We start from the raw sequence: 23,027 nt of genomic DNA, 5'->3' as shown, positions 1-23,027 counted from the left end.
CGCCAACGTATGCGGCAGCCAACTGGCCTTCCCGTCCTCGTTTCACGTGACAGATACGTCACTACCCGGCGTCCTAGGGTCAGCGACATGAACCCGTTCGATGACCCCGACGGCACCTTCCTCGTGCTCGTCAACGACGAGGATCAGCACTCGCTCTGGCTGGCGACGCTTGCGGTTCCGGCCGGCTGGCGTGTCGTGCACGGCCCGGACGGTCGCCAGGCATGCCTCGACTACGTCGAGGCGAACTGGACCGACATCCGCCCGCGCAGCGCCCGCCGCGGCACAGCCACCACGAGCTGATCCGGTCCCCACGATGACCCAGCTGCAGGACATCGACCGGCGCTGGTTCAAGCGATTCGGGCGCCGCGAGCAACCGTCCGAGGTCCGGCTGCTGTGCTTCCACCATGCCGGCGGCAGCGCCGCCATGTACCGGAAGTGGCCCGGTCTCCTGCCCGCGTCCGTCGAGCCGATCGCTGTGCAGTTGCCGGGGCGCGCCGACCGGTTCGGCGAACCGGCGTTCGACCGGATGACGCCACTCGTCGACGCGCTGGTGAACGCGCTACTGCCGCTGCTGGACCGTCCGTTCGCCTGCTACGGCGTGAGCATGGGGTCCCGGGTGGCCTGGGCGCTCGCACACGCCCTGCGCGAGCGCGCGATGCCGATGCCCTTCATGCTCTTCCACGCGTGCGACGTCGCACCGGTCAACGACGACGACGTCTGGCCGTGGGAAGGGCGCACGGACGGGCTCGAGGGCTACATGCGGGAGATGGGCGGAACGCCGCCTGAGGTCCTCGCCGAACCGGAGCTGGTGCGGGCGCTGGTGCCCACGTTGCGGGCCGACCTCACAGTGCTCAGCACACACGGATTCCGGCCGCAGACGCCGCTCGACGTGCGGATCCGCGCTTTCGCCGGCGCCGAGGACTGGACGGCGCCTCCCGACCAGATGGCGGCGTGGCAGGCCGAGACGACCGCCCGCTTCGACCTGGACGTCGTCCCGAGCGGGCACTTCTTCGGCCCGGAGGCCGAACGGCAGGTAATCCGAAGAATCGGCGACGACCTCGTCCGGGCACGCTGACCCAAGGAGCAGCGGTGAGAGACAACCGTGTCGACCTGGCCACCATGGACCTCACGTCGGACCGGGTTCACCTCACCCGCGCTCACGGCGCCGCATTGACGCGGCGAGCGCCTGACGACCTGGCCGAGGCCACCCGCGGATACGCCCAGCGCCACGGCGTGACCTCGTCCGCCCTGTGGCAGGCCGCGCTGCTGACCGTCCTGCACAGGTACACCGGCGAGACTGATCTGGCGCTCAGGTCGGGCGACGCAGTGTGGCGCGCCGACCTGAGCGGCAACCCCGCCTTCGCCGAGCTTGTCGCGCGCTGCCACACGTCAGCCGGGACCGATACGCGGCTCCAGGTTGGCCTGACCGGGCGAGACACAGCAGCAGGCAACCCGTTCGACGTCACGCTCACCGTGGAGTCCGCGGACCTCACGGTGAAACTCCCGGCGGACCGGGCGGACGAAGGCCGGGCCGGCCGGTTGCTGGACCATCTGACCGCGGCGCTGGCAGGTGGGCTGACCGACCCGGACCGGCCTGTCGCCGCCATCGACATCCTGCCGGCGGCCGAACGGGACCTGGTCCTGCGCGGTTGGAACCCGCCGCCCGTCCCGCGTACCCCCGGCCTGCTGCACCACGTCACCCTCGGCCACCCCCCGGACCGCGTGGCAATCCGGTTCGCTGGCACCGAACTGACCTACGACCAGCTCGAACGCCGCTCCAACCGACTGGCTCACGCCCTGCACCGGCACGGCATCGGCCCCGGCCACATCGTCGGGCTGCTCCTGGACCGCGGCATCCACCTGCCCATCGCCCAACTCGCCGTCATGAAGGCCGGCGCCGCCTGGCTGCCGCTGGATCCCCAACACCCTCCGGCCCGGCTCGCCCTCCTGGCCGGCGACGCCGGCACCAGGCTCGTGATGACCACCACCGACCTGGCCCCGACGGCACCCACCGACATCCCCCACTGGAACCTCGACGACCGCGACGACCGCGGCCCGGACACCCCACCCGATATCGACGTCCGACCGGACGACCCGGCCTACCTGCTCTACACCTCCGGGTCCACCGGCACACCAAAGGGCGTGCTGGTGCCCCACCACAGCGCCTACTCCTTCTGCGAAACCGCCGTCGAGCTGTTCCGCACCACCCCCGCCGACCGGGTCGCCCAGACCTCCAACCCGGCCTTCGACGCCAGCATCTGCGACTGCTACGCCACGCTGCTCGCCGGCGCGACGATGATCAGCGCCCCTCGCGAGACGATCGCCGACGCGGCCGCGTTCACCACGCTCATCCGTGACGAACAGGTGACGCTGTCCTTCATCTCGACAGCCGTTCTGGCCCTGCTCGATCCCGACGACTTCGCCGGGACCGCGCTGCGCGCCGTCTGGAGCGCCGGCGAGGCCCTGCCCCCCGAGCAGGCCAGCCGTTGGTCGCGCCCCGGCCTCGAACTGCACAACTGCTACGGGCCCACCGAGACCACAGTGGTCGTCACCGACTACCTGTGCACCGACGAGCCGCTTACCGGGCCGACCCCGATCGGCACGGCCCTGCCCAACCACCGCGCGTACGCCCTCGACGAACACCTCCGCCCCACCCCGGTCGGCGTTCCTGGACAGCTGTTCATCGCCGGCACCGGTGTCACCTACGGCTACTACGGCCGGCCCGGCCTCACCGCCGAACGGTTCCTCGCCGACCCGCACGCCGACCAGCCCGGACAACGCATGTACGCCACCGGCGACCTCGTCCGCTGGCTCCCCGGCGGCATCCTCGAATTCCTCGGTCGCCGCGACCGTCAGGTCCAGATCCGCGGCCAACGCGTCGAGCTCGGCGAGATCGAGCACACCCTCAGCCGCCACCCCCGCGTCCGCCAGTGCGCGGTTCTCCTCCACGACGCCACCCACCTCGTCGCCTACCTCACCGGCGAACCCGACCTGGACGACGTACGCCGGTACCTGGCGGACCGGCTGCCGACGTACATGATCCCGACCGTTCTGGTCACGGTGCCCGCGCTGCCGCTCGCCCCGAACGGCAAGCTCGACCCCACGCGACTGCCCGAGCCGACGGCACCGCCGGCCAACGGGTACGTCGCACCGCGCACCGACACCGAGCGCTGGCTGGCCACCGTCTGGCAGGAGGTAATCGGGGCGGAGGAGGTGGGTGCCACCGACAGCTTCTTCGACCTCGGCGGCGACTCGCTGCACGCCATCCAGCTCGTCGCCCGTGTCCGGGACCACCGCAACGTCGACCTGCAACCGCGCCACCTCTTCGCCCACCCTGTGCTCGACCAGTTCGCCGCCCTCCTCGACGAGGCCGCTCCCCTGGCGGTGGACGAACCGATCACGCGGTTGCCGCGCACCGGGCCGCTGCCCTGCACGCGCCAGCAGGAGGGACTCTGGTTCCAGCACCAGTTCGACCCCTCGTCGGCCACGTACCACATCGGGTTGCGGCTCTGGGTACGCGGCGAGCTGGACGTGGCAGCGCTCGGCCGGGCGGTGCACGCCCTCGTCGTACGGCACGAGGCGCTGCGGACCCGGTTCGTCGACAGGGGTGGCCTGCCGGAGCAGGTGGTCGACGACCCGCCGCCGATGACCCCGCTGCCGGTCGTGGACGTCGAGCCGGCCGCCGTCGAGGCCTGGGTCGCGCGGGAGATCGGTCGGCCGCTGGACCTGGCCGCCGGGCATCTCTTCCGGTGCCCCCTGGCCCGGATCGCGTCCGACGAGCACGTGCTCCTGATTGTCGTGCACCACATCGTGGCCGACGGGTGGTCGGCTCGCATCCTCGGTGCCGAGCTGTCCCGGCTCTACGCCGTCGAGACCGGCGCTGCCGACGAGGCGCTGCCGGCGCTCGTCCTCCAGCCGGCGGACCACGCTGTCTGGCAACGTGACGAGCGGCGCAGAGCCGAACTGGAGCGCCAGGTGGCCTACTGGCGGGACGCCCTGGCAGACCTTCCTACTGTGGACTTCCCGACCGACCGGCCCCGGCCGGACCGGCGCACCGGCGCCGGCGTCACCGTGTCCCGGCGCCTGCCAGACGACGTCTCCACCGCCGCCCGCGCGTACGGCCGGACCCACCGCGTGTCGTTCCTCGCGGTCCACCAGGCCGCGCTGCTGACGGTCCTGCACCGCCACACCGGGCAGCGCGACCTGCCGATCGGGTCGATCTTCTCTGGACGCACCCGGCCCGAACTAGAGCCACTCGTCGGCTTCTTCGCCAACCCCCTCGTGCTGCGCACCAATTTCACCGGCCGCCCCACCTTCGCCGACCTCGTCCGCCGCTGTCACGACACGGTCCTCGACGCCGGCGCCCACCAGGACGCGCCGTTCGCCCTCGTGGTCGAGAGCCTGCGCCCGGAGGTGACCGGCGAGACGAACCCGCTGTTCCAGATCAGCCTGTCGCTCCAGCCACCGGGCACCTCCCTGTCCGGCCTGGCGCTTGCCGGGGCGACCGCCGAGGCCCTCGACGTCAGCACCGGGTACGCCCGCTTCGATGTCGCGCTGGCCGTCATCGACCTGGCCGACGGCGGGCTGGAGCTACAGGTGGAGTACTCCACCGAGCTTTTCGACGCCGACCGGATCGACCGCCTTGTCGACCACTTCACCACCGCCCTCGCCCGAGGGCTGGCCGCCCCGGACTGCCCGGCCGACGAGATCGACGTCCTGCCGCCGGCCGAACGGGACCGGGTGCTGCGCGACTGGAGTTCCCGCGCCACCCTCCCGCCCGAGGTGAGGGAAGGCGGAAGCACAGTCGGCACTGACACGCCCGGAAGGCGCGTGTACGTCCTCGACACCGCGCTGCGCCCGGCGCCCATCGGCGTCCCGGGCCAGCTGTATGTCACGGGCAGCGGCGCGGCGCAGGGCGGCACCGGTCGGCCTGGATCCACGGCGCGCCGGTTCCTCGCTGACCCGTACGCCGACCGGCCCGGCGAGCGCATGTACGACACCGGTGAGATCGCGCGCTGGCGCTCCGACGGCGTGTTGGAGCACCTCGGCCGGGGCGACGGGCCGGACGAGCGAAGGGACCGGCAGGGCAGGCACGAGGCCGGGCAGCCCCGACCGCCGGACGTCGCCCCAGCCGTCGCCCCACCACCGCCGTCGCCCCGGAGCGAGCTGGACGCCGAGATCGCCGAGCTGGAACGGAGACTTGCCGAACGAGCCCAACTGGAGCGGCTGCTCGAGGAGAAGCGGGCCGCGAGGGCACGGCGGGACGCCGCCCGCCGGGTGGTTCCGGTGCCCCGCGACGGGTCGCTCGTGTGCACGTACCAGCAGGAGGCGATGTGGTTCGAGCATCAGCTCGACCCCGACTCGCCGGTCCACCACATCGCGTTCGCACTGCGGTTGCACGGAGCCCTGGACGTGCCGGCGCTCGGGCGGGCGCTGCACGCCCTGACGGTGCGTCACGAATCATTGCGAACCCGCTTCGTCGCCGAGGACGGCAGGCCCCGCCAGGTGATCGACAGGCCTGCGGACCTGCTGCCGCTGCCAGTGGCCGACCTGCCCGCCGAGGCCGTCGAGGCGTGGGCGGTGGCCGAGATCAGCCGGCCCATGGACCTGGCCGCGGGCGGACTCCTCCGGACTCCGCTGGCCCGGCTCGGTCCCGACGAGCACGTCCTGGTGCTTGTCATCCACCACATCGTCGCCGACGGCTGGTCGGCCACACTCCTCTCGGACGAGCTGACCCGCCTCTACGCGGCCGAGACCGGCGGGGCGCCGGCACGGCTGCCGGAGCTGGCGGTGCAACCGGCCGACTACGCAGTCTGGCAACGCGCCCGGCTCGACGGTGGCGAACGGGAGCGGCAGCTCGACTTCTGGCGCGAGACACTTGCCGACCTGGCCACGATCGACGTCCCCACCGACCGTCTCCGCCCACTCAACCCGACCGGCAGCGGCGCGGACCGATGGCGAGAGGTGCCCGACGATCTGGCGCAGGCCGCCCGGGAGTACGCCCGCGCCCGCCGGGTCTCGCTGCTCACCCTCACTCAGGCGACACTGCTCACCGTGCTGCACCGCTACACGGGGCAGACCGACCTACCCATCGGGTCCATCTTCTCCGGCCGGACCCGTGCCGACACCGAACCGATGGTCGGCTACTTCGTCAACGCAGTGGTGCTGCGCACCCGCCTCGACGGTGAGCCCAGCTTCGAGGAGCTCGTCGGCCGCTGTCATGAGACCGTCCTGGCGGCCACCGCCCATCAGGACGTCCCGTTCGGCCTTGTGGTCGACGCCCTGCGCCCCGAGCGCATTCCCGGGCGCAACCCGCTGTTCCAGGTAAACCTGTCGCTTCAGCCGCCTGCCGCCGCACAGGGTGACCTGTCGCTGGGCACCGTCACCGCCGAGCCGATGCCGGTCTCGGGCGGCCACGCCCGCTTCGACCTCGCCATGGCGGTGATCGACTCGCCGGACGGCCGCATCGACCTGGGGGTGGAGTTCGCCACCGAGCTGTTCGATGCCGACCGCATCGACAGGCTCCTCGACCACTTCCTCACCGCGCTCGCCAACGGCCTGGCCCGGCCCGACCAGCCTGCCCGCGAGGTCGAGATCATGCCGGCCGCGGAACGCCAGCAGGTGCTACACGGCTGGAACGACACCACCACCGCGGACCACCACGAACCTCTGCACCACCTTGTCGAACGCATCGCCGAACACACCCCGAACGCCATCGCCGTGATCGACCACGACGGCACCCACCACACCTACCGCGACCTCAACACCACCGCCAACCACCTCGCCCACCGCCTCCACCACCACGGCATCACCCCCGGCGACCACATCGGCGTCTGCCTACCCCGCAGCATCCACCTCGTCACCACACTGCTCGCCATCTGGAAAGCCGCAGCCGCCTACGTCCCCCTCGACCCCGAACTACCCCCCGAACGCCTCACCGCCATGCTCCACGACGCCAACCCACCCCTGGTCATCACCACAAGCACCCACACCCAATCGTTCCCCACCACCCACACCCTCGACGTCACCGACACCTTCGACGCCGAGCCGGACACCGCCCCCGCCACCGGACCCACCCTCGACGACACCGCATACCTGCTCTACACATCCGGGTCCACCGGCACACCAAAAGGCGTCGCAGTCCCCCACCGCGGACTCCACAACCGCATCACCTGGATGCAGAACACCTACCACCTGCAAACCGACGACCGAGTCCTACAAAAAACCCCCTACGGATTCGACGTCTCCGCCTGGGAATTCTTCTGGCCCCTCACCACCGGAGCCACCCTCGTACTCGCCGCCCCCGGCGGCCACCGCGACCCCGACTACCTGCACCAACTCATCGTCAACACAGACATCACCACACTGCACTTCGTCCCCACCATGCTCCAGACCTTCCTCAACACCACCGCCGACCACAGCCCTCTGCCCCACGTCCGCCGCGTCTTCAGCAGTGGCGAAGCACTACCGGCAGACACCGCACAACGCTTCCTCACCACCTGGCCCCACATCGAACTCCACAACCTCTACGGCCCCACCGAAGCATCCATCGACGTCACCGCCTGGCACTGCCAGCTCGGCTCCACCACCGTCCCCATCGGACACCCCATCGCCAACACCCGCATCTACGTCCTCGACGACCGGCTACGCCCCACCCCCATCGGCATCGCCGGAGAACTCCACGTCGCCGGCACCGGCGTCGCCCACGGCTACCACAACCGGCCCGGCCTCACCGCCGAACGGTTCCGGGCCGACCCGTACGGGCCACCCGGACAACGCATGTACGCCACCGGTGACCTCGCCCGCTGGCGAACCGACGGCACCATCGAATACCTCGGCCGGACCGACCGACAGGTCAAACTCCACGGCCAACGCGTCGAACTCGGCGAAATCGAACACGCCCTGTGCCAGCACGCGGCGGTCGACAAGAGCGCGGTAACGGTCCGCCACGGCGTCCTGATCGGTTACATCGTCGGCGACGCGGATCCCGCCGACGTACGCCGGTTCCTCGCCGACCGACTGCCGACGTACATGGTCCCCACGACGGTCGTCGCGCTCCCGGATCTGCCGGTCACACCACACGGCAAGCTGGACACCGCCCGGCTGCCCGAGCCACCGCCCACAGTCAGGCACGTCGAACCGCGCACCGACACCGAGCGGTGGCTGGCCGGCGTGTGGGAGGACCTGCTGCGCGTCGAGGGGGTCGGCGCCCACGACAGCTTCTTCGACCTCGGTGCCAACTCGCTGCACACCACTCAGCTCGCCGCACGGGTCCGCGACGGGCTCGGCCTCGACGTCCATCTCCGGCACGTGTTCGCCAACCCGGTCCTCGAGGACTTCGCCCGGCACCTTGACGAGACCGCCGGGGCGCCGGCCGAGGCCACCGGCCCGCTCGTCCCGCTCCAGCCCGGCGGAACGCGACCGCCTCTGTTCCTGGTGCACCCGGTCGGCGGAGCGGTGACCCACTACCTGACGCTGGCGACGATGCTCGGCGACGACCAGCCGGTGTACGCCATCGAGGACCCGGAACTGCACGGCATCGCCCCCGCCGGCAGCCTTGCCGAGCGGGCCGGCCGCTACCTCGACCTGGTCCGCGGCGTCCAGCCACACGGCCCGTACCACCTCGGCGGCTGGTCGCTCGGAGGGGCCGTCGCGATGGAGATGGCCGGGCAGCTCCGGGACGCGGGCGAGGAGGTCGCCGTCGTCCTGGCGCTGGACTCGGCCCTGCCGGTCCCTGGCCAGGACCCGACCGACCTGGAGACGCTCACCTGGTTCGTCCTCGACACGGCCGGCACTGCAGGCGTGCCCCTGCCGGACGTCGACCTCGACGCTTTGCGGGGGCTCGACCGCCAGGCGCTGGACACCGTGGCCCTGGACGTGCTTGCCCGGGCCGGGCTGGCACCACCGGACACCCACGACGACCTGCGGACCAGGATGCGGGCTTTCGCCACGAACATCGCGCATTACGCCGCGTACCGGCCGCGGGACTACCTCGGCCGCCTGGTGCTCGTCACCGCCGGTGACAACAGGGCGACGGACGACGTGTCCACCTGGCAGGCCCACGCGCCCCGCCTGGAACACCTCACCGTGCCCGGTGACCACTTCACGATGCTGCGCCCGCCCCACGTGCAGGACCTCGCGGCGGTCGTGCGGAGGTCGCTTGAGCAGGGGCCGGAGCCTGCGGCCCCTGGTTCGTGTGACGGGACACCCCCAGCACGCGGCTCCTAGATTCGCACTGCACCGCCCGACCGTTGCCGCGCCGGTCCTACCAGCGGATTGCACCGATGAGGACCCAGCGCGGAGGCAGGAGCTTCCGTGAGCACGTCCAACGTCGACGACATCTACGAGCTGTCCCCGTTGCAGCAGGGCATGCTGCTGCACACGGTGCACGACGGCGCGACCGACATGTACCTCGGCCAGCACGTCTACATCGTCGAGGGGAGCCTCGACGTCGATGCGATGGTCCGGGCCTGGCGGAAGGTGTTCGAGTCGCATCCCGCGCTGCGGACGTCGTTCCACTGGGACGGGAACGACAAACCGCTTCAGGTCGTGCATCGGGACGTCACGCCACCGGCGCACCAGGACGACTGGTCCGCGCTGAGTGACGACGAGCAACAGGAACGGCTCGACGCGATGATGGCCGAGGACCGCGCCACCGGCTTCGACGTGGCAGTGGCCCCGCTACAGCGACTGCACCTCATCCGTCTCGGGGCCGACCGACACGCGCTGGCCTGGACCCATCACCACCTGCTCCTCGACGGCTGGTCGGTCCCGATCTTCATGAACGAGGTGATGGCCCACTACCAGTCGCTTACCGGTGGCGGCCCGCTGCCTCCGCCCGCGCCGCCCTTCCGCGACTACATCGCGTGGCTGCAACGTCAGGACATGGACGCGGCGAGGACCTTCTGGAAGGAGGTCATGGACGGCGTCACCCCGGCCGCCCTGGCCGGGATGCGACCGCCGGACCCCCGCCAGGGCACGGGCGGCGTCGACCGGCACGTCGTGAGCCTTCCGCCAGCTCTCGAGGAGGGCCTCCGCGACGCCGCCTCCCGTCACCGGGTCACAGTCAACACCGTCCTGCACGCCGCGTGGGCCGTCGTGCTGGGCCGCTACAGCGGACGCTCCGACATCGTCTTCGGCTGTGTCAGCTCCGGCCGGCCCGCGGAGCTGCCCGGGGTGGACCGCATGATCGGCATGTTCGTCAACACCCTGCCCGTCCGCCTGAGCGTCCCCCGCGACGGCGACCTGGGGCCGTGGCTGCACGAGCTACAGGCCAGGTACGCCGACATCCGCCGCTACGAGTTCAGCCCGCTCTCGGACATCAAGAAGTGGGCCGGCGCCCCGGGCCAGCAGCTGTTCGACAGCCTGTTCGTGCTCGACAACCACTCGTTCGGTGTCCAGGCCGAGGGCTCGCCGGATCGGCAGCTCACAGTGCGCTCGCAAACCACCTACGACAAGGTGAGCGTCCCGATGGCGCTGATCGTGACGCCCGCGCCGGTGTCCGAGGTACAGCTCCTGCTCCACGAGAACCGCGCCGAACCTGGTTTCGCCGACGGCATCCTCGACTGCCTGTTCACCACGTTGAAGGCGATCGTCGGGGCCGACCGCGTCGAGCAGGTCGTTGCCGCCGCCGGGCCCATGCTCACGCCATCCGAGGCGCCCGACTCCCCGTCGCTCGTGGACGCACGGAGTGGACCCGTGGTCCCGCCCGCGACACCTGAGGAGGAGGCGGTCGCGGCGGTCTACCGCGACATCCTCGAACTGACCGAGGTCGACGTCACCACGAGCTTCTTCGACCTGGGGGGCGACTCCTTCGGTGCCGTCCGGGCGGTCGGCCGCATCGAGGGCGCCTCCGTCACGCTGCTCGCGTTGAATCCGAGCGTGCGCGCGCTGGCGGCCGCGCTCTCGGCCGGTGGTCTGACGAGCGAGGAGGACGAGCTCGACGCCGAGATCGCCGAGTTGGAGCGACAGCTCGCCGAAACCGACGACCTCGCCAATGAGCTGACCGCGTTCTACACGACGAGCGAGGAGGACGAGCGGGAGGCTGCCGCCTCCGGCCACGGCCGGCTCGAGTTCGAGCGGACGCAGGAGATCCTGCTGCGGCACCTGCCGCCAGCGCCCGCCGTCATCGCCGACATCGGCGGCGGCACCGGCCGCTACGCGCTCTGGCTGGCCGAGTTCGGCTACCGGGTGGTGCACCGCGACATCGTTCCCCTGTACGTCGAGCAACTGCGAGCGGCCATCCGGCCGGACACCGACGTGGAGACCGCTGTCGGCGACGCGCGCAGCCTCGACCTCGCCGACGAGAGCGTCGCGGCGGTGCTCCTGCTCGGACCGCTGTACCACCTCCCCCGCCTGGCCGACCGGGTGCAGGTGCTCCGGGAGGCGCGGCGCATCGTCGCGCCCGGCGGCGCCGTCTTCGCGTCCGCCATCTCGCGCTGGGCGGCGCGGATGGACGGGGTCCTCCGGGAACGCATCTACGAGCGGGGCCCGGAGATGCTTGCCCACATCGACCAGGTGGAGGAGACGGGGGTCCTTCCGCCGCTGGCCCGGGGCGGCTACACGGCCTACACGCACCGGCCGGACGAGCTGGAGTCGGAATTCTCCTCCGCCGGCCTCGACATGACCGACCTGGTAAGCGTCGAAGGCACTGCCTTCCTCCTGACCGACCTCACCGAACGTATGGACGACCCCCGGGGCCACGAGGCGATCCTCGCCAGCGCACGAGCGCACGAACGGGTGCCCGAGTTGCTGGGTATCGGCCCGCACCTCGTGGCGACCGGACGGCGGCCGTGACCAGCCGGACCCGGTTCCTGTGACAAGACACGTCGATGGACGGCTCCTACGTTCCGAAGTGCGCGATCCAGGCGATTGCGCCGGCCCGACCTGAGCAGGAGGCACCCATGACAAACGTCGAGGCCGAACCGTCAGCGGTTCGGTCGGACGCGCTACCGGCGGTGTGGGGCGTCCCTCGGTCGGCTCGTGATGGGCGGCCTGCTCGGTGCCGGGCACCTCGACCTCTTCGCAGGTCAGTGCCGACGCGATCCACCGCGACAACGAAGGCACCGATGACCCACAGGTTCCCCAGCATCGCTATCGAACGGCTACCGCACCGACCTGACGAAAGCAGGAGGCACTCATGACGACCGTCGAGACCGGACCACCCCAGGATCAGTCGGACGCATTACCGGCGTCCGGAACCCGCACGTACGTCCGTCTCTGGATTTCACAGTGGCTCGCGTGCGCTGCCGTGAGCTTCACGGTCTTCGCGGTCGGGCTCAACATCTACGTGGACTTCGACCCGTTCTGGTTGGTCGTCATCGGCTACGCCATCCTGTTCGTGCCCTTCCCGATTCTGTCTCCGTTCGCCGGCGCGTTCGTGGACCGCTACGGCCACCGGCGTGCGCTGCTGATCAGCAACATCGGCACGCTACTGAACCTCATTGCCCTCGTCATCGTGATGGTCACCGACATCGGCGGGTCGTTGTACGCCGTCTCGGCGGCAGGTATCTCCACGATCCTCCGGACGCTGCAGCTGGCCGCGATCGAGTCGGTGGTGCCCCTGCTGGTGCCGAAGCGCCACTACGGTCGGGCCAACGGCCCGCGCATGCTGATGACCGCGACGTTCGTCCTGGCGGGGCCGCTGTTCGCGTACCTGCTCTTGAGCGTCGCCTCGCCGGTCGCGATCGTCATGGCGGAGTGCCTGTTGGTGGTGTTCGCCATCTACGTCGTGTTCACCTCCCGTATCCCTCTCGTCAAGAGGCCGGACGGCGATGCGCCCGATCAGTCGCTGTGGCGGGACGTCGTCGACGCGTGGCGGCACCTTCGCCTCCGGCACGGACTGCTGACGATGGTGGGGTTCCTGGCCCTCGTCAGTGGCACCCTCGGCGCCCTCGAGATCACGTCCAGCGGGACGGTCATGGGCTTCTCCGACTACGAGGGCGCCATCGCGGTGTCCACGGCGTGCTGGCTCGGCATGGTCGTCGCGACCATCGGGATGGTGGTGTGGGGCGTCCCCAGTCGGCTTGTGTCGGGCATGCTCGTCGCCGGGCTCACGTTCGCCCTGGCGCTTGCCGCGGCCTCGTTCCGACCGGACCTGATCCTGATGTCCGTGAGCGGCTTCATCGCGATGGGCAGTCTCGCGGTCATCATCGCCAGCTTCCAGACCGTGGTGCACCTCAAGGTCGAGCCGCACCTCCTCGGTCGCGTGTTCGGCCTGAAGAACACCTCGGTCACGCTGTCGCACATCGTCGGGGACCTCGGAGCGATCGTGATCGGCGTGACCCTGCTCTCGGCCAGCTTCACCTCCGACGGGCAACGTCGGGAGGATGGCTGGGAGGAAGTGAGCTCACCGGTCCTCGCGGCGTTCATCGGCAATGGCCCGGGCCGCGGCTGGGCCCTCTTCATGATGTTGATCGGGGTCGGGGTAGCTGCGTACGTCGCATACCTCAGGTTCCGCAGCCCCGCGTTCCTCCGCATGGAGAACGACCTGCCAGACGTGACGCCGGCGGACCGGCTGCCCCAGCCCACCGAGGACCTCGCGCCCGTCGGCGTCAGCGAGCCGGCGTCGGGAGGCCGCTCCGCGTAACCCAGGAACGAACGCGCACGCCGAGCTGAGTACGAAACCGACGACCACACGAGGGAGCGAGTCCCAACCATGGACATGCTGAGCGGCGACGAGATCGCCAACGCGAAGCTCACCGACTGGCGCAAGCTGGCCCAGGGACTGCATGCCCGCTATCTGGTCGACGACTTCAGCACCGGCGCGCGGTTCGTCGCCGCGGTGGGCGAGGCCGGCGACGCGCTCGGGCACCACCCGAGCGCGTCGCTCGGCACCGGGCACGTCGACCTCAAGCTGGTCAGTGCCGACGCGATCTACCGGGACGACGAAGGCACCGAACACGTCGTCGAATGGGTGACGCAGCAGGACGTCGATCTCGCCCGACGGATCACCGAGATCGCCGCTGACCACGGGCTCAAGGCCGACCCGGCCTCGGTCAGCCTCATCGAACTCGGCCTCGACACCGCGGACTCCGCGACCATCGCCCCGGTGTGGGCCGCGCTGTTGACAGGCAACCCCGGAGCCCAGGGCCACGGTACGCCCAGCGACGAGATCCGGGACGCCACGGGACGCGTGCCGAACCTGTGGTTCGGGGACGCCGGCGACGGTGACGTCCCCGGCCAGCGCTTCCACATCGAGGTCTACGTGCCCCACGAGATGGCTGAGCAGCGGATCGCCGCCGTCGTCGCCGCAGGAGGGACCGTCGTCGACGGAAGCAGGACGCCGTCGCTCACCGTCATCGCCGATCAGGACGGCAACCGGGGAGTCCTCTGCGTCGCCGATTCCCCCGCGACTGTCGACTGACCGCCGACCGGACCCCGGTTCGTGTGACAAGACACCATGCAACGCCGTCGAGATCCTGACGTACAAAACCGAGGCTCACCGCCGCGATCAGACGAGAGCAGGTAGCGCCGATGTCGACCGCCGACACCGAACCCTCCACCCGGCGGCCCGATAGCAGCCCTCCATCCGGGATCCGTACGTTCGTCCTCCTGTGGTGCTCCCAGTGGCTCGTGGTGTTCGCGGCTGCGCTGACCGTCCTGGTGTTCCGCCTCGACATCTTCGCGGAGTTCGACTCGCTTGGCGCGCTCATCTTCGCGTTCCTCGTCCTGTTCGCGCCCTTCGCGCTCCTGTCCCCGGCCGCCGGTGCGCTGGTGGACCGCTACGGGCATCGGCGCGTGCTCATCGCCAGCAACATCGGCTACCTGATCAACCTGGGCGCGCTCGTCGTCGTGCTGCTCATGGATATCCCCCTGCTGTGGCCTCTCATCGTCGTCCTCGCGATCGACGCCATCCTCAAGGCGCCGCAGCTTGCCGCGCTCGAGTCGGCAGTGCCCCTGCTCGTCCCGAGGAGACTGCTCATCCGGGCGAACGCCCCGCGGATGCTGCTGACCGTCACCGGTGTGGTCCTGGGACCGCTGGTCGTCGCCCTCGCCCTGACAGTCGTGGCGCCGGTGGGCGTGATCCTGCTCGAGTGCGCGGCGGTGGTGGTCGCCATCCTGGTGGTGCGTACTCTCGACATCCCGGTCGTCCCGAAGCGTGCGGACGACGCGGCACGGCGGTCGCTCGGCGCGGAGGTGCTCTCGACCTGGTCGCACCTCCGGTCCCGGCCGGGACTGCTGCCGGTTCTGGGGTTCCTGGCAGGTGTCAGCTGCGTCATCTCGATCCTCGAGGGCGCCGGTCCCGAGAACGTCTACGCGTTCGCCGGCGAGACCGGGATAATGATCGTTTTCGCGTCGGGGTGGGTCGGCATGCTCGTCACGAGCATCGTCATGATCGTCACCGGCCGGCCCCGCCGCCTCGCTCGCGGACTGTTCTCGTCGGGGGTCGTCTTCGCCGTGGCGCTCCTCGTGGCGGCGGCGCGACCGAACGTCGCCGTGATGGCGGTCGGCGCGTTCATCGCCCTGGGCAGCACGGCGGTCTTCGTCGCCTGCGTGCAGACGGTGCTGCACTCCAAGGTGGACCCCCGGCATCTCGGGCGGGCGATGGGCTTCAAGAACCTCATGGTCGCCGGTCCGCACATGATCGGCTCCACGATCGTGGTGACGGTAGGGGCGGGTCTCGTCACCGTGATCGGTCGGGACGAGGTGCGGTCGCCGGCGGTCTCGGCGCTCGTCGGCGACGCGGCCGGCCGGAGCTGGGCAGTCGTCATGATGGGCGGGGCCGCCTTCGTCGCAGTCGTCGTGGCCCTCGTGTCCCGGAGCCTTCATGTGCGGCGGGTGGACGACCTTCCGGACGTCACACCTGGCGACCGGGTGGATCCGGCCCTCGCGGGCCCAACGGTCTCCGCGGACCTGCCGGCCGCGACCTCGACGCCGGCTCGGCGGTGACGCATGTCTTCTGTCATGCCACGCGATCTGCGTGAGCAGGTTGCCCCCTCACGCGCAGAACTGCAGCGACGGCTCGCCGAGAAGCGGGCGGAGAGGGAGCGGCTCACGCAGGCGCGCCTGATCCTTCCGGTGCCGCGGGACGGCTCGCTGCCCTGCACGTTCCAGCAGGAGGGTGCCTGGTTCATCCAGCAGTTGGACCCGCTGTCGTCGGCGTACCACATTCCGTTCGCGCTCAAGCTGCACGGTGATCTCGACGTACCGGCGCTGGAGCGGGCATGGCACGCCCTCGTCGTCCGCCACGAGGCCCTGCGTACGAGGTTCGTGGACGAGGGCGGCGTACCCCGGCAGGTCGTCGACCCCCCGCCGGTGAACCGGCCGCTCCCCGTGGTGGAGCTGACCGCCGACGAGATCGAGAAGTGGGCGGCCGACGAGATCCATCGACCGATGGACCTGGCAAACGGCCCGCTCCTGCGTACGTCGCTGGCCCGCGTCAGCCCGCGGGAGCACGTGCTCGTGTTCGTCGTGAACCACATCGTGTGCGACGGATGGTCGATGCGCGTCCTGGCCGGCGAGCTGTCGATGCTCTACACCGCCGAGACGGGTGGCCCCGAGGCCCGGCTCCCCGAGCTGCCGATCCAGCCCGCCGACCACGCGGCCTGGCAGCGCCGCTGGCTCGATGGAGACCGGCTCGACCGCCAGCGCGACTACTGGCGCACCCGGTTGGGTGACCTGGCCACAGTAGACCTGCCGACCGACCGGCTTCGACCGGCCGAACCCCGAGGCACCGGAGCCTCCCAGTCGCGCAACCTTCCGAGCGAGCTGGCCGACGCGGCCCGCGCCTACGCCCGTGCCAACGGTGTGTCGCTCCTGGCTCTCATGCAGGCCACGCTGCTGACTGTGCTGCACCGGTACACAGGGCAATCGGACCTGCCGGTCGGATCGGACTTCTCCGGACGCAACCGGGCGGATCTCGAACCTCTGGTCGGCTTCTTCGTCAACTCCATGGTGCTGCGCACCAGCCTCGAGGGCGACCCCGGCTTCGCCGAACTCGTCCGCCGCTGCCACGCCACAGTGCTCGAGGCGACAAACCACCAGGACATCCCGTTCAGCCTTGTGGTCGACACCTTGCAGCCGGAACGGGTCGCCGGACGCAACCCGCTGTTCCAGGTGACCGTCACGCTGCAACCCGCCGGAGCCGCCGTCGACGTACCGACGCTTGGCGACATCACCACGGAACTCCTCGACACCACCGGCGAACACAGCCGCTTCGACCTGAACGTCCTGGTGGTCGACGGCCCGGGCAGCGCGCTGGAGTTCTCCGTGCTGTACGCCACGGAGCTGTTCGACGCCGACCGCATCGACCGCTTCGCCTCCCACTTCACCACCGCCCTCGCCCACGGTCTGCGGGAGCCGCACCAGCCGGTCAGCCGAATCGAGCACCTCTCCGACGGCGAACGGCACCAGCTGCTGCACGCCTGGAACGACACGGTGGTGGACTACCCGGCCGAGCCGCTGCACCGGCTCGTGGAGGCCGCCGCCGACGCCACCCCCGACGCGGTCGCTGTCGTCGACCACGACGGCACCCCGTACACCTACCGGCAGCTCGACTCGGCCGCCAACCAGCTCGCCCACCGTCTGCGCCGCGTCGGCGTCGGCCCGGACACCCGTGTCGGCGTCTGCCTGCGGCGTGGCGCCGACCTGGTCACCGCCCTGCTCGCCACGTGGAAGGCCGGCGGCGCCTACGTGCCCCTCGAACCCGACCTGCCGCCGCAGCGTCTGGCCTTCATGCTCGATGACGCCGCACCGGCGGTCGTGGTCACCGACGCCGCCCACGCCTCGTCGTTCCCGACCGTCATCGCGCTCGACATCGAGCGGCCGGCCCTGGCCGGCGAGCCGGCCACGGCGCCGGACGGTGGCGGTGAACTGGACGACCCCGCCTACCTGCTCTACACCTCCGGCTCCACCGGCACTCCGAAGGCCGTGCAGGTCCCGCACCGGGGCGTGCACAACCGGATCGCCTGGATGCAGGACGCCTACCGGCTCCAGGCTGACGACCGGGTGCTCCAGAAGACGCCGTACGGCTTCGACGTGTCGGTGTGGGAGTTCTTCTGGCCCCTGGTCACCGGGGCCACCCTCGTTCTCGCCAAGCCCGGTGGCCACGGTGACCCCCGGTACCTGCACGAGTTGATCAACCGCGCGGGCGTCACCACACTGCATTTCGTACCCACGATGCTGAACAGCTTCCTCGACGCCGTCGGCTCCGCCCCCCTGCCGAGCGTGCGTCGTGTCCTCAGCAGCGGTGAAGCCCTGCCCGCCGACACCGTGCGCAGGTTCATGACCACCTGGCCGCACGTCGAGGTGCACAACCTCTACGGGCCGACCGAGGCGTCCATCGACGTCACCGCGTGGCGTTGCACGCCGGACGCGGAGACCGTCCCGATCGGACGGCCGATCGCCAACACCCGGACCTACGTCCTCGACGACCTGCTGCGGCCGGCACCGGTCGGGGTTGCCGGCCAACTGTTCCTCGCGGGAGTCGGCCTGGCCCACGGATACCACCACCAGCCGGCGCTCACCGCACAGCGGTTCCTTCCCGACCCGTACGGTCCGTCCGGACAGCGCATGTACGCCACCGGAGACCTCGCCCGCTGGCGCGCCGACGGCGTGCTCGAGTACCTCGGCCGACAGGACGGCCAGGTCAAGATCGGCGGCCAGCGGATCGAACTCGGCGAGATCGAAACCGTCCTCGCCCAGCACCCCGGCATCCGCCAGTGCGCCGTCGCCGTCCGCGACGCGAGCCGTCTCGTCGCCTACGTCGTCGGCGACGCGGACCTGGGCGAGCTTCGGGCGTACGTCGCCGAACGGCTACCCGCCTACATGACCCCGACGGGGTGGGTCGCACTTGCCGAACTGCCGGTCACACACAGCGGCAAACTGGACACCGCCCGCCTGCCCGAGCCCGAACATGCTGCACCTGCGACGGTCGGGCCCCGGACCGGGACCGAACGGTGGCTCGCCGACACCTGGCGCGACCTCCTCGGTGTCGAGCAGGTCGGCGTCGATGACGACTTCTTCGCCCTGGGCGCGAACTCGCTGCACGCCACCCAGCTCACCGTCCGCATCCGCGACCACCTCAACATCGAGCTCGCCCCGCGCCACCTGTTCACCAGCTCCAGCCTCGAGCAGCTCGCCACCCGGCTGGACAAGGCCGAGACCACCTCGGACGTCGTCCTTCACCAGCTCGACCGCACCGCTGCCACGACCGGCAGCACACCGATCCTGCCGGTACCCCGCGACGGAACACTGGTCTGCACCCGTCAGCAGGAAGGACTCTGGTTCGAACACCAACTCGACCCCGCCTCGGCCGTCTACCACATCCCCGCAGCACTACGACTACACGGCGCTTTGGACCACACCGCCCTGAACCGCGCCCTGCACACCCTCATCACCCGACACGAAGCACTACGCACCCGCTTCGTCGAACACGACGGACTCCCCCACCAGGTCATCGACCCCCCACCGGCAGACCTTGCCCTGCCCACGGTCGACATCCCCGCCGACACCATCGACACCTGGATCGACGAACAAATCAACCGCCCCTTCGACCTGGCAGCCGGACCCGTCTTCCGCACCGCCCTCGGCCGCCTGGCACCGGACGACCACGTACTCGTCCTCGTGGCACACCACATCGTCGCCGACGGCTGGTCGGTGGGAATCCTCACCACCGAACTCACCCGCCTCTACGCCGCGGAAACCGGCATCACCACCCAGGCCCAGCTACCAGACCTGCCCGTACAACCCGCCGACCACGCGGCCTGGCAACGCGCCCGCCTCAACGACGACGAACTCACCCGGAAAATCGACAATTGGCGAACCAGCCTGGCCGACCTACCGACCATCGAGTTCCCCACCGACCGGCCTCGCCCCGCTCACCCCACCGGCGCCGGGGCCCGCGTCGACCGGCCGCTGCCCCACGACCTCGCCACGGCCGCAAAGCGCTACGCCCGCGACAACCACGTCTCCTTCCTCGCCATCCACCAGGCCGCACTGCTGACCGTCCTGCACCGCTACACCGGACAAACCGACCTACCCATCGGCTCGATCTTCTCCGGCCGCACCCACACCACAATCGAATCCCTCGTCGGCTACTTCGCCAACACCGTCGTCCTACGGACCCGCCTCGACGGCAACCCCACCTTCGCCGACCTCATCGCCCGCTGCCACGACACCGTCCTGGAAGCCACCACCCTCCAGGACATCCCGTTCAGCCTCATCGTCGACACCCTCCAACCCGAACGCATCCCCGGCCGCAACCCCCTCTTCCAAATCTGCCTGACCCTGCAGCCGGCCGGCATGGCCGGAGCTCAGGCCGGGGAAGAGCTCAAGCTGGGCGCGGTCGCCGTGGAGCCGATCGACATCGCTGGTGACTACGCCCGGTTCGATCTCAGCTTCGACGTGACCGAGCACGCCGACGGTGGACTGTACGTCTCGGTGGAGTACTCGACCGAGTTGTTCGACGCCGACCGGATCGAGCGGCTCATCGACCACTTCACGGCGGCGCTGGCGGACGGAATCGCCGATCCCGGCACCGTCGGCGCCCACGACATCGAGCTGATGTCCCCGGAGGAACGCCGTCAGGTTCTTCAGGAATGGAGTTCCCCGCGCCTCCCGGTCACCGCCCGGGGCGCGCAACGATCGTCCGGTCTGCTGCACCACGTGTTGGCCGGATCCGACCCGGACGCGGTGGCGATCCGGGTCTGTGGCTCGACGACGGGCCAGCTCACCTACCGGGAGCTCGACCAGCGGTCCAACCAGTTGGCTCATGCTCTTGCCGAGGCCGGGGTCCGGCCGGGCGAGGTGGTGGCGCTGCTGCTCGATCGCGGGCTCGACCTCCTGGTGGCCCAGCTGGCGGTGCTGAAGGCAGGCGCCGCGTGGATGCCGATGGACCCCCAGCATCCCAGCGCACGACTGGCGTTCCAGGTCGACGACACGAAGGCCGCGCTCGTCCTGACCCGTCGCGACCTGGCTGAGCTGGCACCGGCCCACCCGCCGCACTGGTGCCTGGACGACCCCCAGCGCGGTGCCGCCATAGCGGCCCGGCCGGACACGCCCCCGAACATCGAGGTACGGCCTGACGACGTCGCCTACCTCATCTACACCTCAGGCTCCACGGGGACACCCAAGGGCGTCCTTGTCTCCCACCGGTCGGCCTTCGGGTACTGCGAGAACGCGGTTGCCCTCTTCGCGATCACACCGGCCGATCGCGTTCCGCTGGTGGCCAACCCGGCTTTCGACATGACCGTGTTCGAAAGCTTCGCCACCCTGCTCGGCGGCGGCACCGTCGTCGGCGCGCCGCTGGACGTGATCTCCGACCCGGACGCGCTCACGACCTTCCTGTGCGATGAGCAGGTCACTGTCGCCTATCTCCCACCGGCACTCCTGTCCCACCTCGATTCGCAGCGACTGGCCGGCAGCGCGCTGCGGGCGCTGGACATCGGGAGCGAGTCGCTCAGTGCCGAGCTGGTCAACCGCTGGACCCGGCCTGGTCTCGAACTCCACAACTCCTACGGCCCGACCGAGACGACTGTGGTGTGCACGGACCACCTCTTCGACGCACCGCTGGACGGCCGGCCCCCGATCGGCTCCGCTCTGGCCGACCACCGAACGTACGTGCTGGACCGCCGCCTGCGCCCGGCCCCGATCGGCGTACCCGGCCAGCTGTTCATCGCCGGACTGGGCGTCGCGCACGGCTATCTCCACCGGCCGTCGTTGACCGCCGAACGGTTCCTGGCCGACCCGTACGGCGACCGACCCGGACAGCGCATGTACGCCAGCGGTGATCTCGCCCGCTGGCGCTCCGACGGGCTCCTGGAGTACCTCGGCCGCATCGACCGGCAGGTCAAACTGCGCGGCCAGCGCATCGAACTCGGCGAGGTCGAACACGTTCTGGCAGAGCACCCCGCGGTGCGGCAGTGCGCGGTCGTGCTCCACGGCGACAGCCGCGTCGTCGGCTATCTGGTCGGGTCCGCTGCCGGCGACACCGCTGTGGACCTCGACCAGGTGCGCGGATACCTCGCCGACCGACTTCCCACCTACATGGTTCCCACCAGCCTCATCACACTTCCCGAACTACCACTGACCCCCAACGGGAAACTCGACACCACCCGGCTACCCGAGCCCACACCAACAGCCACTGAACACGTCGCGCCGCGCACCGACACCGAGCAATGGCTCGCCGACACCTGGCGCAACCTGCTCGACCTCGACCAGGTCAGCGCCACCGACAACTTCTTCGACCTCGGCGGCAACTCCCTCCTGGGCACCCAACTCGCCGCACGAGTACGCGACCAACTCAACACCGAACTTCCCCCACGCGAACTGTTCGCCAACCCAGTCCTGCACCAACTCGCCGACCAGATCGACCGCACCGCCACCACGACCGGCAGCACACCGATCCTGCCGGTACCCCGCGACGGAACACTGGTCTGCACCCGCCAGCAGGAAGGACTCTGGTTCGAACACCAACTCGACCCCGCCTCGGCCGTCTACCACATCCCCGCAGCCCTACGACTACACGGCGCCCTGGACGACACCGCCCTGAACCGCGCCCTGCACACCCTCATCACCCGACACGAAGCACTACGCACCCGCTTCGTCGAACAGGACGGGCTGCCTCACCAGGTCATCGACCCTCCACCGGCCGAACAACCCATCACCGTCGTGGACGTCCCCGCCGACTCCATCGACACCTGGGTCACCGAACAAATCAGCCGGCCGTTCGACCTGGCGACCGGACCCGTGTTCCGCACCGCACTGGCCCGGATAGCACCCGACGACCACGTACTCGTCCTCGTAGCGCATCACATCGTCGCCGACGGCTGGTCGGTGGGAATCCTCACCACCGAACTCACCCGCCTCTACGCCGTGGAAACCGGCCTCACCACCCAGGCCCAGCTACCAGACCTGCCCGTACAACCCGCCGACCACGCCGTCTGGCAACGCGCCCGCCTCAACGACGACGAACTCACCCGCCAACTCGACCGCTGGCGCACCACTCTCGCCGACCTACCGACGCTGGACTTCCCCACCGACCGGCCCCGGCCGGCTCACCCCACCGGCGCCGGAGCCTGGGCAGG

General features: G+C 70.3%; 8 protein-coding genes. All 8 read left to right on the top strand.

Going from position 1 to position 23,027, the window contains the following annotated elements:
• Positions 1–87: 87 nt before the first annotated feature.
• The gene (locus ACPXB1_RS28365) at positions 88–300 is read left to right on the top strand and encodes an MbtH family protein (RefSeq protein WP_355597505.1); all 213 of its coding nucleotides are present in this window, start codon (positions 88–90) and stop codon (positions 298–300) included.
• A gap of 13 nt (positions 301–313) precedes the next feature.
• Positions 314–1,075: a thioesterase II family protein gene (locus tag ACPXB1_RS28360; protein ID WP_355597507.1), complete on the top strand. Its 762-nt coding sequence runs from the start codon at positions 314–316 to the stop codon at positions 1,073–1,075.
• A gap of 14 nt (positions 1,076–1,089) precedes the next feature.
• The gene (locus ACPXB1_RS28355) at positions 1,090–9,228 is read left to right on the top strand and encodes an amino acid adenylation domain-containing protein (protein ID WP_355628030.1); all 8,139 of its coding nucleotides are present in this window, start codon (positions 1,090–1,092) and stop codon (positions 9,226–9,228) included.
• A gap of 87 nt (positions 9,229–9,315) precedes the next feature.
• A complete protein-coding gene (locus tag ACPXB1_RS28350) occupies positions 9,316–11,796 on the top strand; it encodes a condensation domain-containing protein (RefSeq protein ID WP_355597511.1) in 2,481 nt (826 codons plus the stop codon).
• Positions 11,797–12,139: 343 nt separating this feature from the next.
• Positions 12,140–13,588, top strand: a complete 1,449-nt coding sequence (locus ACPXB1_RS28345; protein WP_355597513.1) for an MFS transporter — start codon at positions 12,140–12,142, stop codon at positions 13,586–13,588.
• A 69-nt stretch (positions 13,589–13,657) separates the two neighbouring features.
• Positions 13,658–14,365, top strand: a complete 708-nt coding sequence (locus ACPXB1_RS28340) for a 4a-hydroxytetrahydrobiopterin dehydratase (RefSeq protein ID WP_355597515.1) — start codon at positions 13,658–13,660, stop codon at positions 14,363–14,365.
• Between the two features lie 110 nt (positions 14,366–14,475).
• Positions 14,476–15,891, top strand: a complete 1,416-nt coding sequence (locus ACPXB1_RS28335; protein ID WP_355597517.1) for an MFS transporter — start codon at positions 14,476–14,478, stop codon at positions 15,889–15,891.
• A 15-nt stretch (positions 15,892–15,906) separates the two neighbouring features.
• A partial coding sequence (locus ACPXB1_RS28330) for an amino acid adenylation domain-containing protein (RefSeq protein WP_425736022.1) occupies positions 15,907–23,027 on the top strand: 7,121 nt, incomplete at its 3' end.

This window comes from Micromonospora sp. DT68 (assembly GCF_049847245.1).
In the GTDB taxonomy this organism is placed as follows: domain Bacteria; phylum Actinomycetota; class Actinomycetes; order Mycobacteriales; family Micromonosporaceae; genus Micromonospora; species Micromonospora profundi.
The sequence above is the reverse complement of the archived record's forward strand: the minus strand, read 5'-3'. Positions and strand labels throughout refer to the sequence as shown.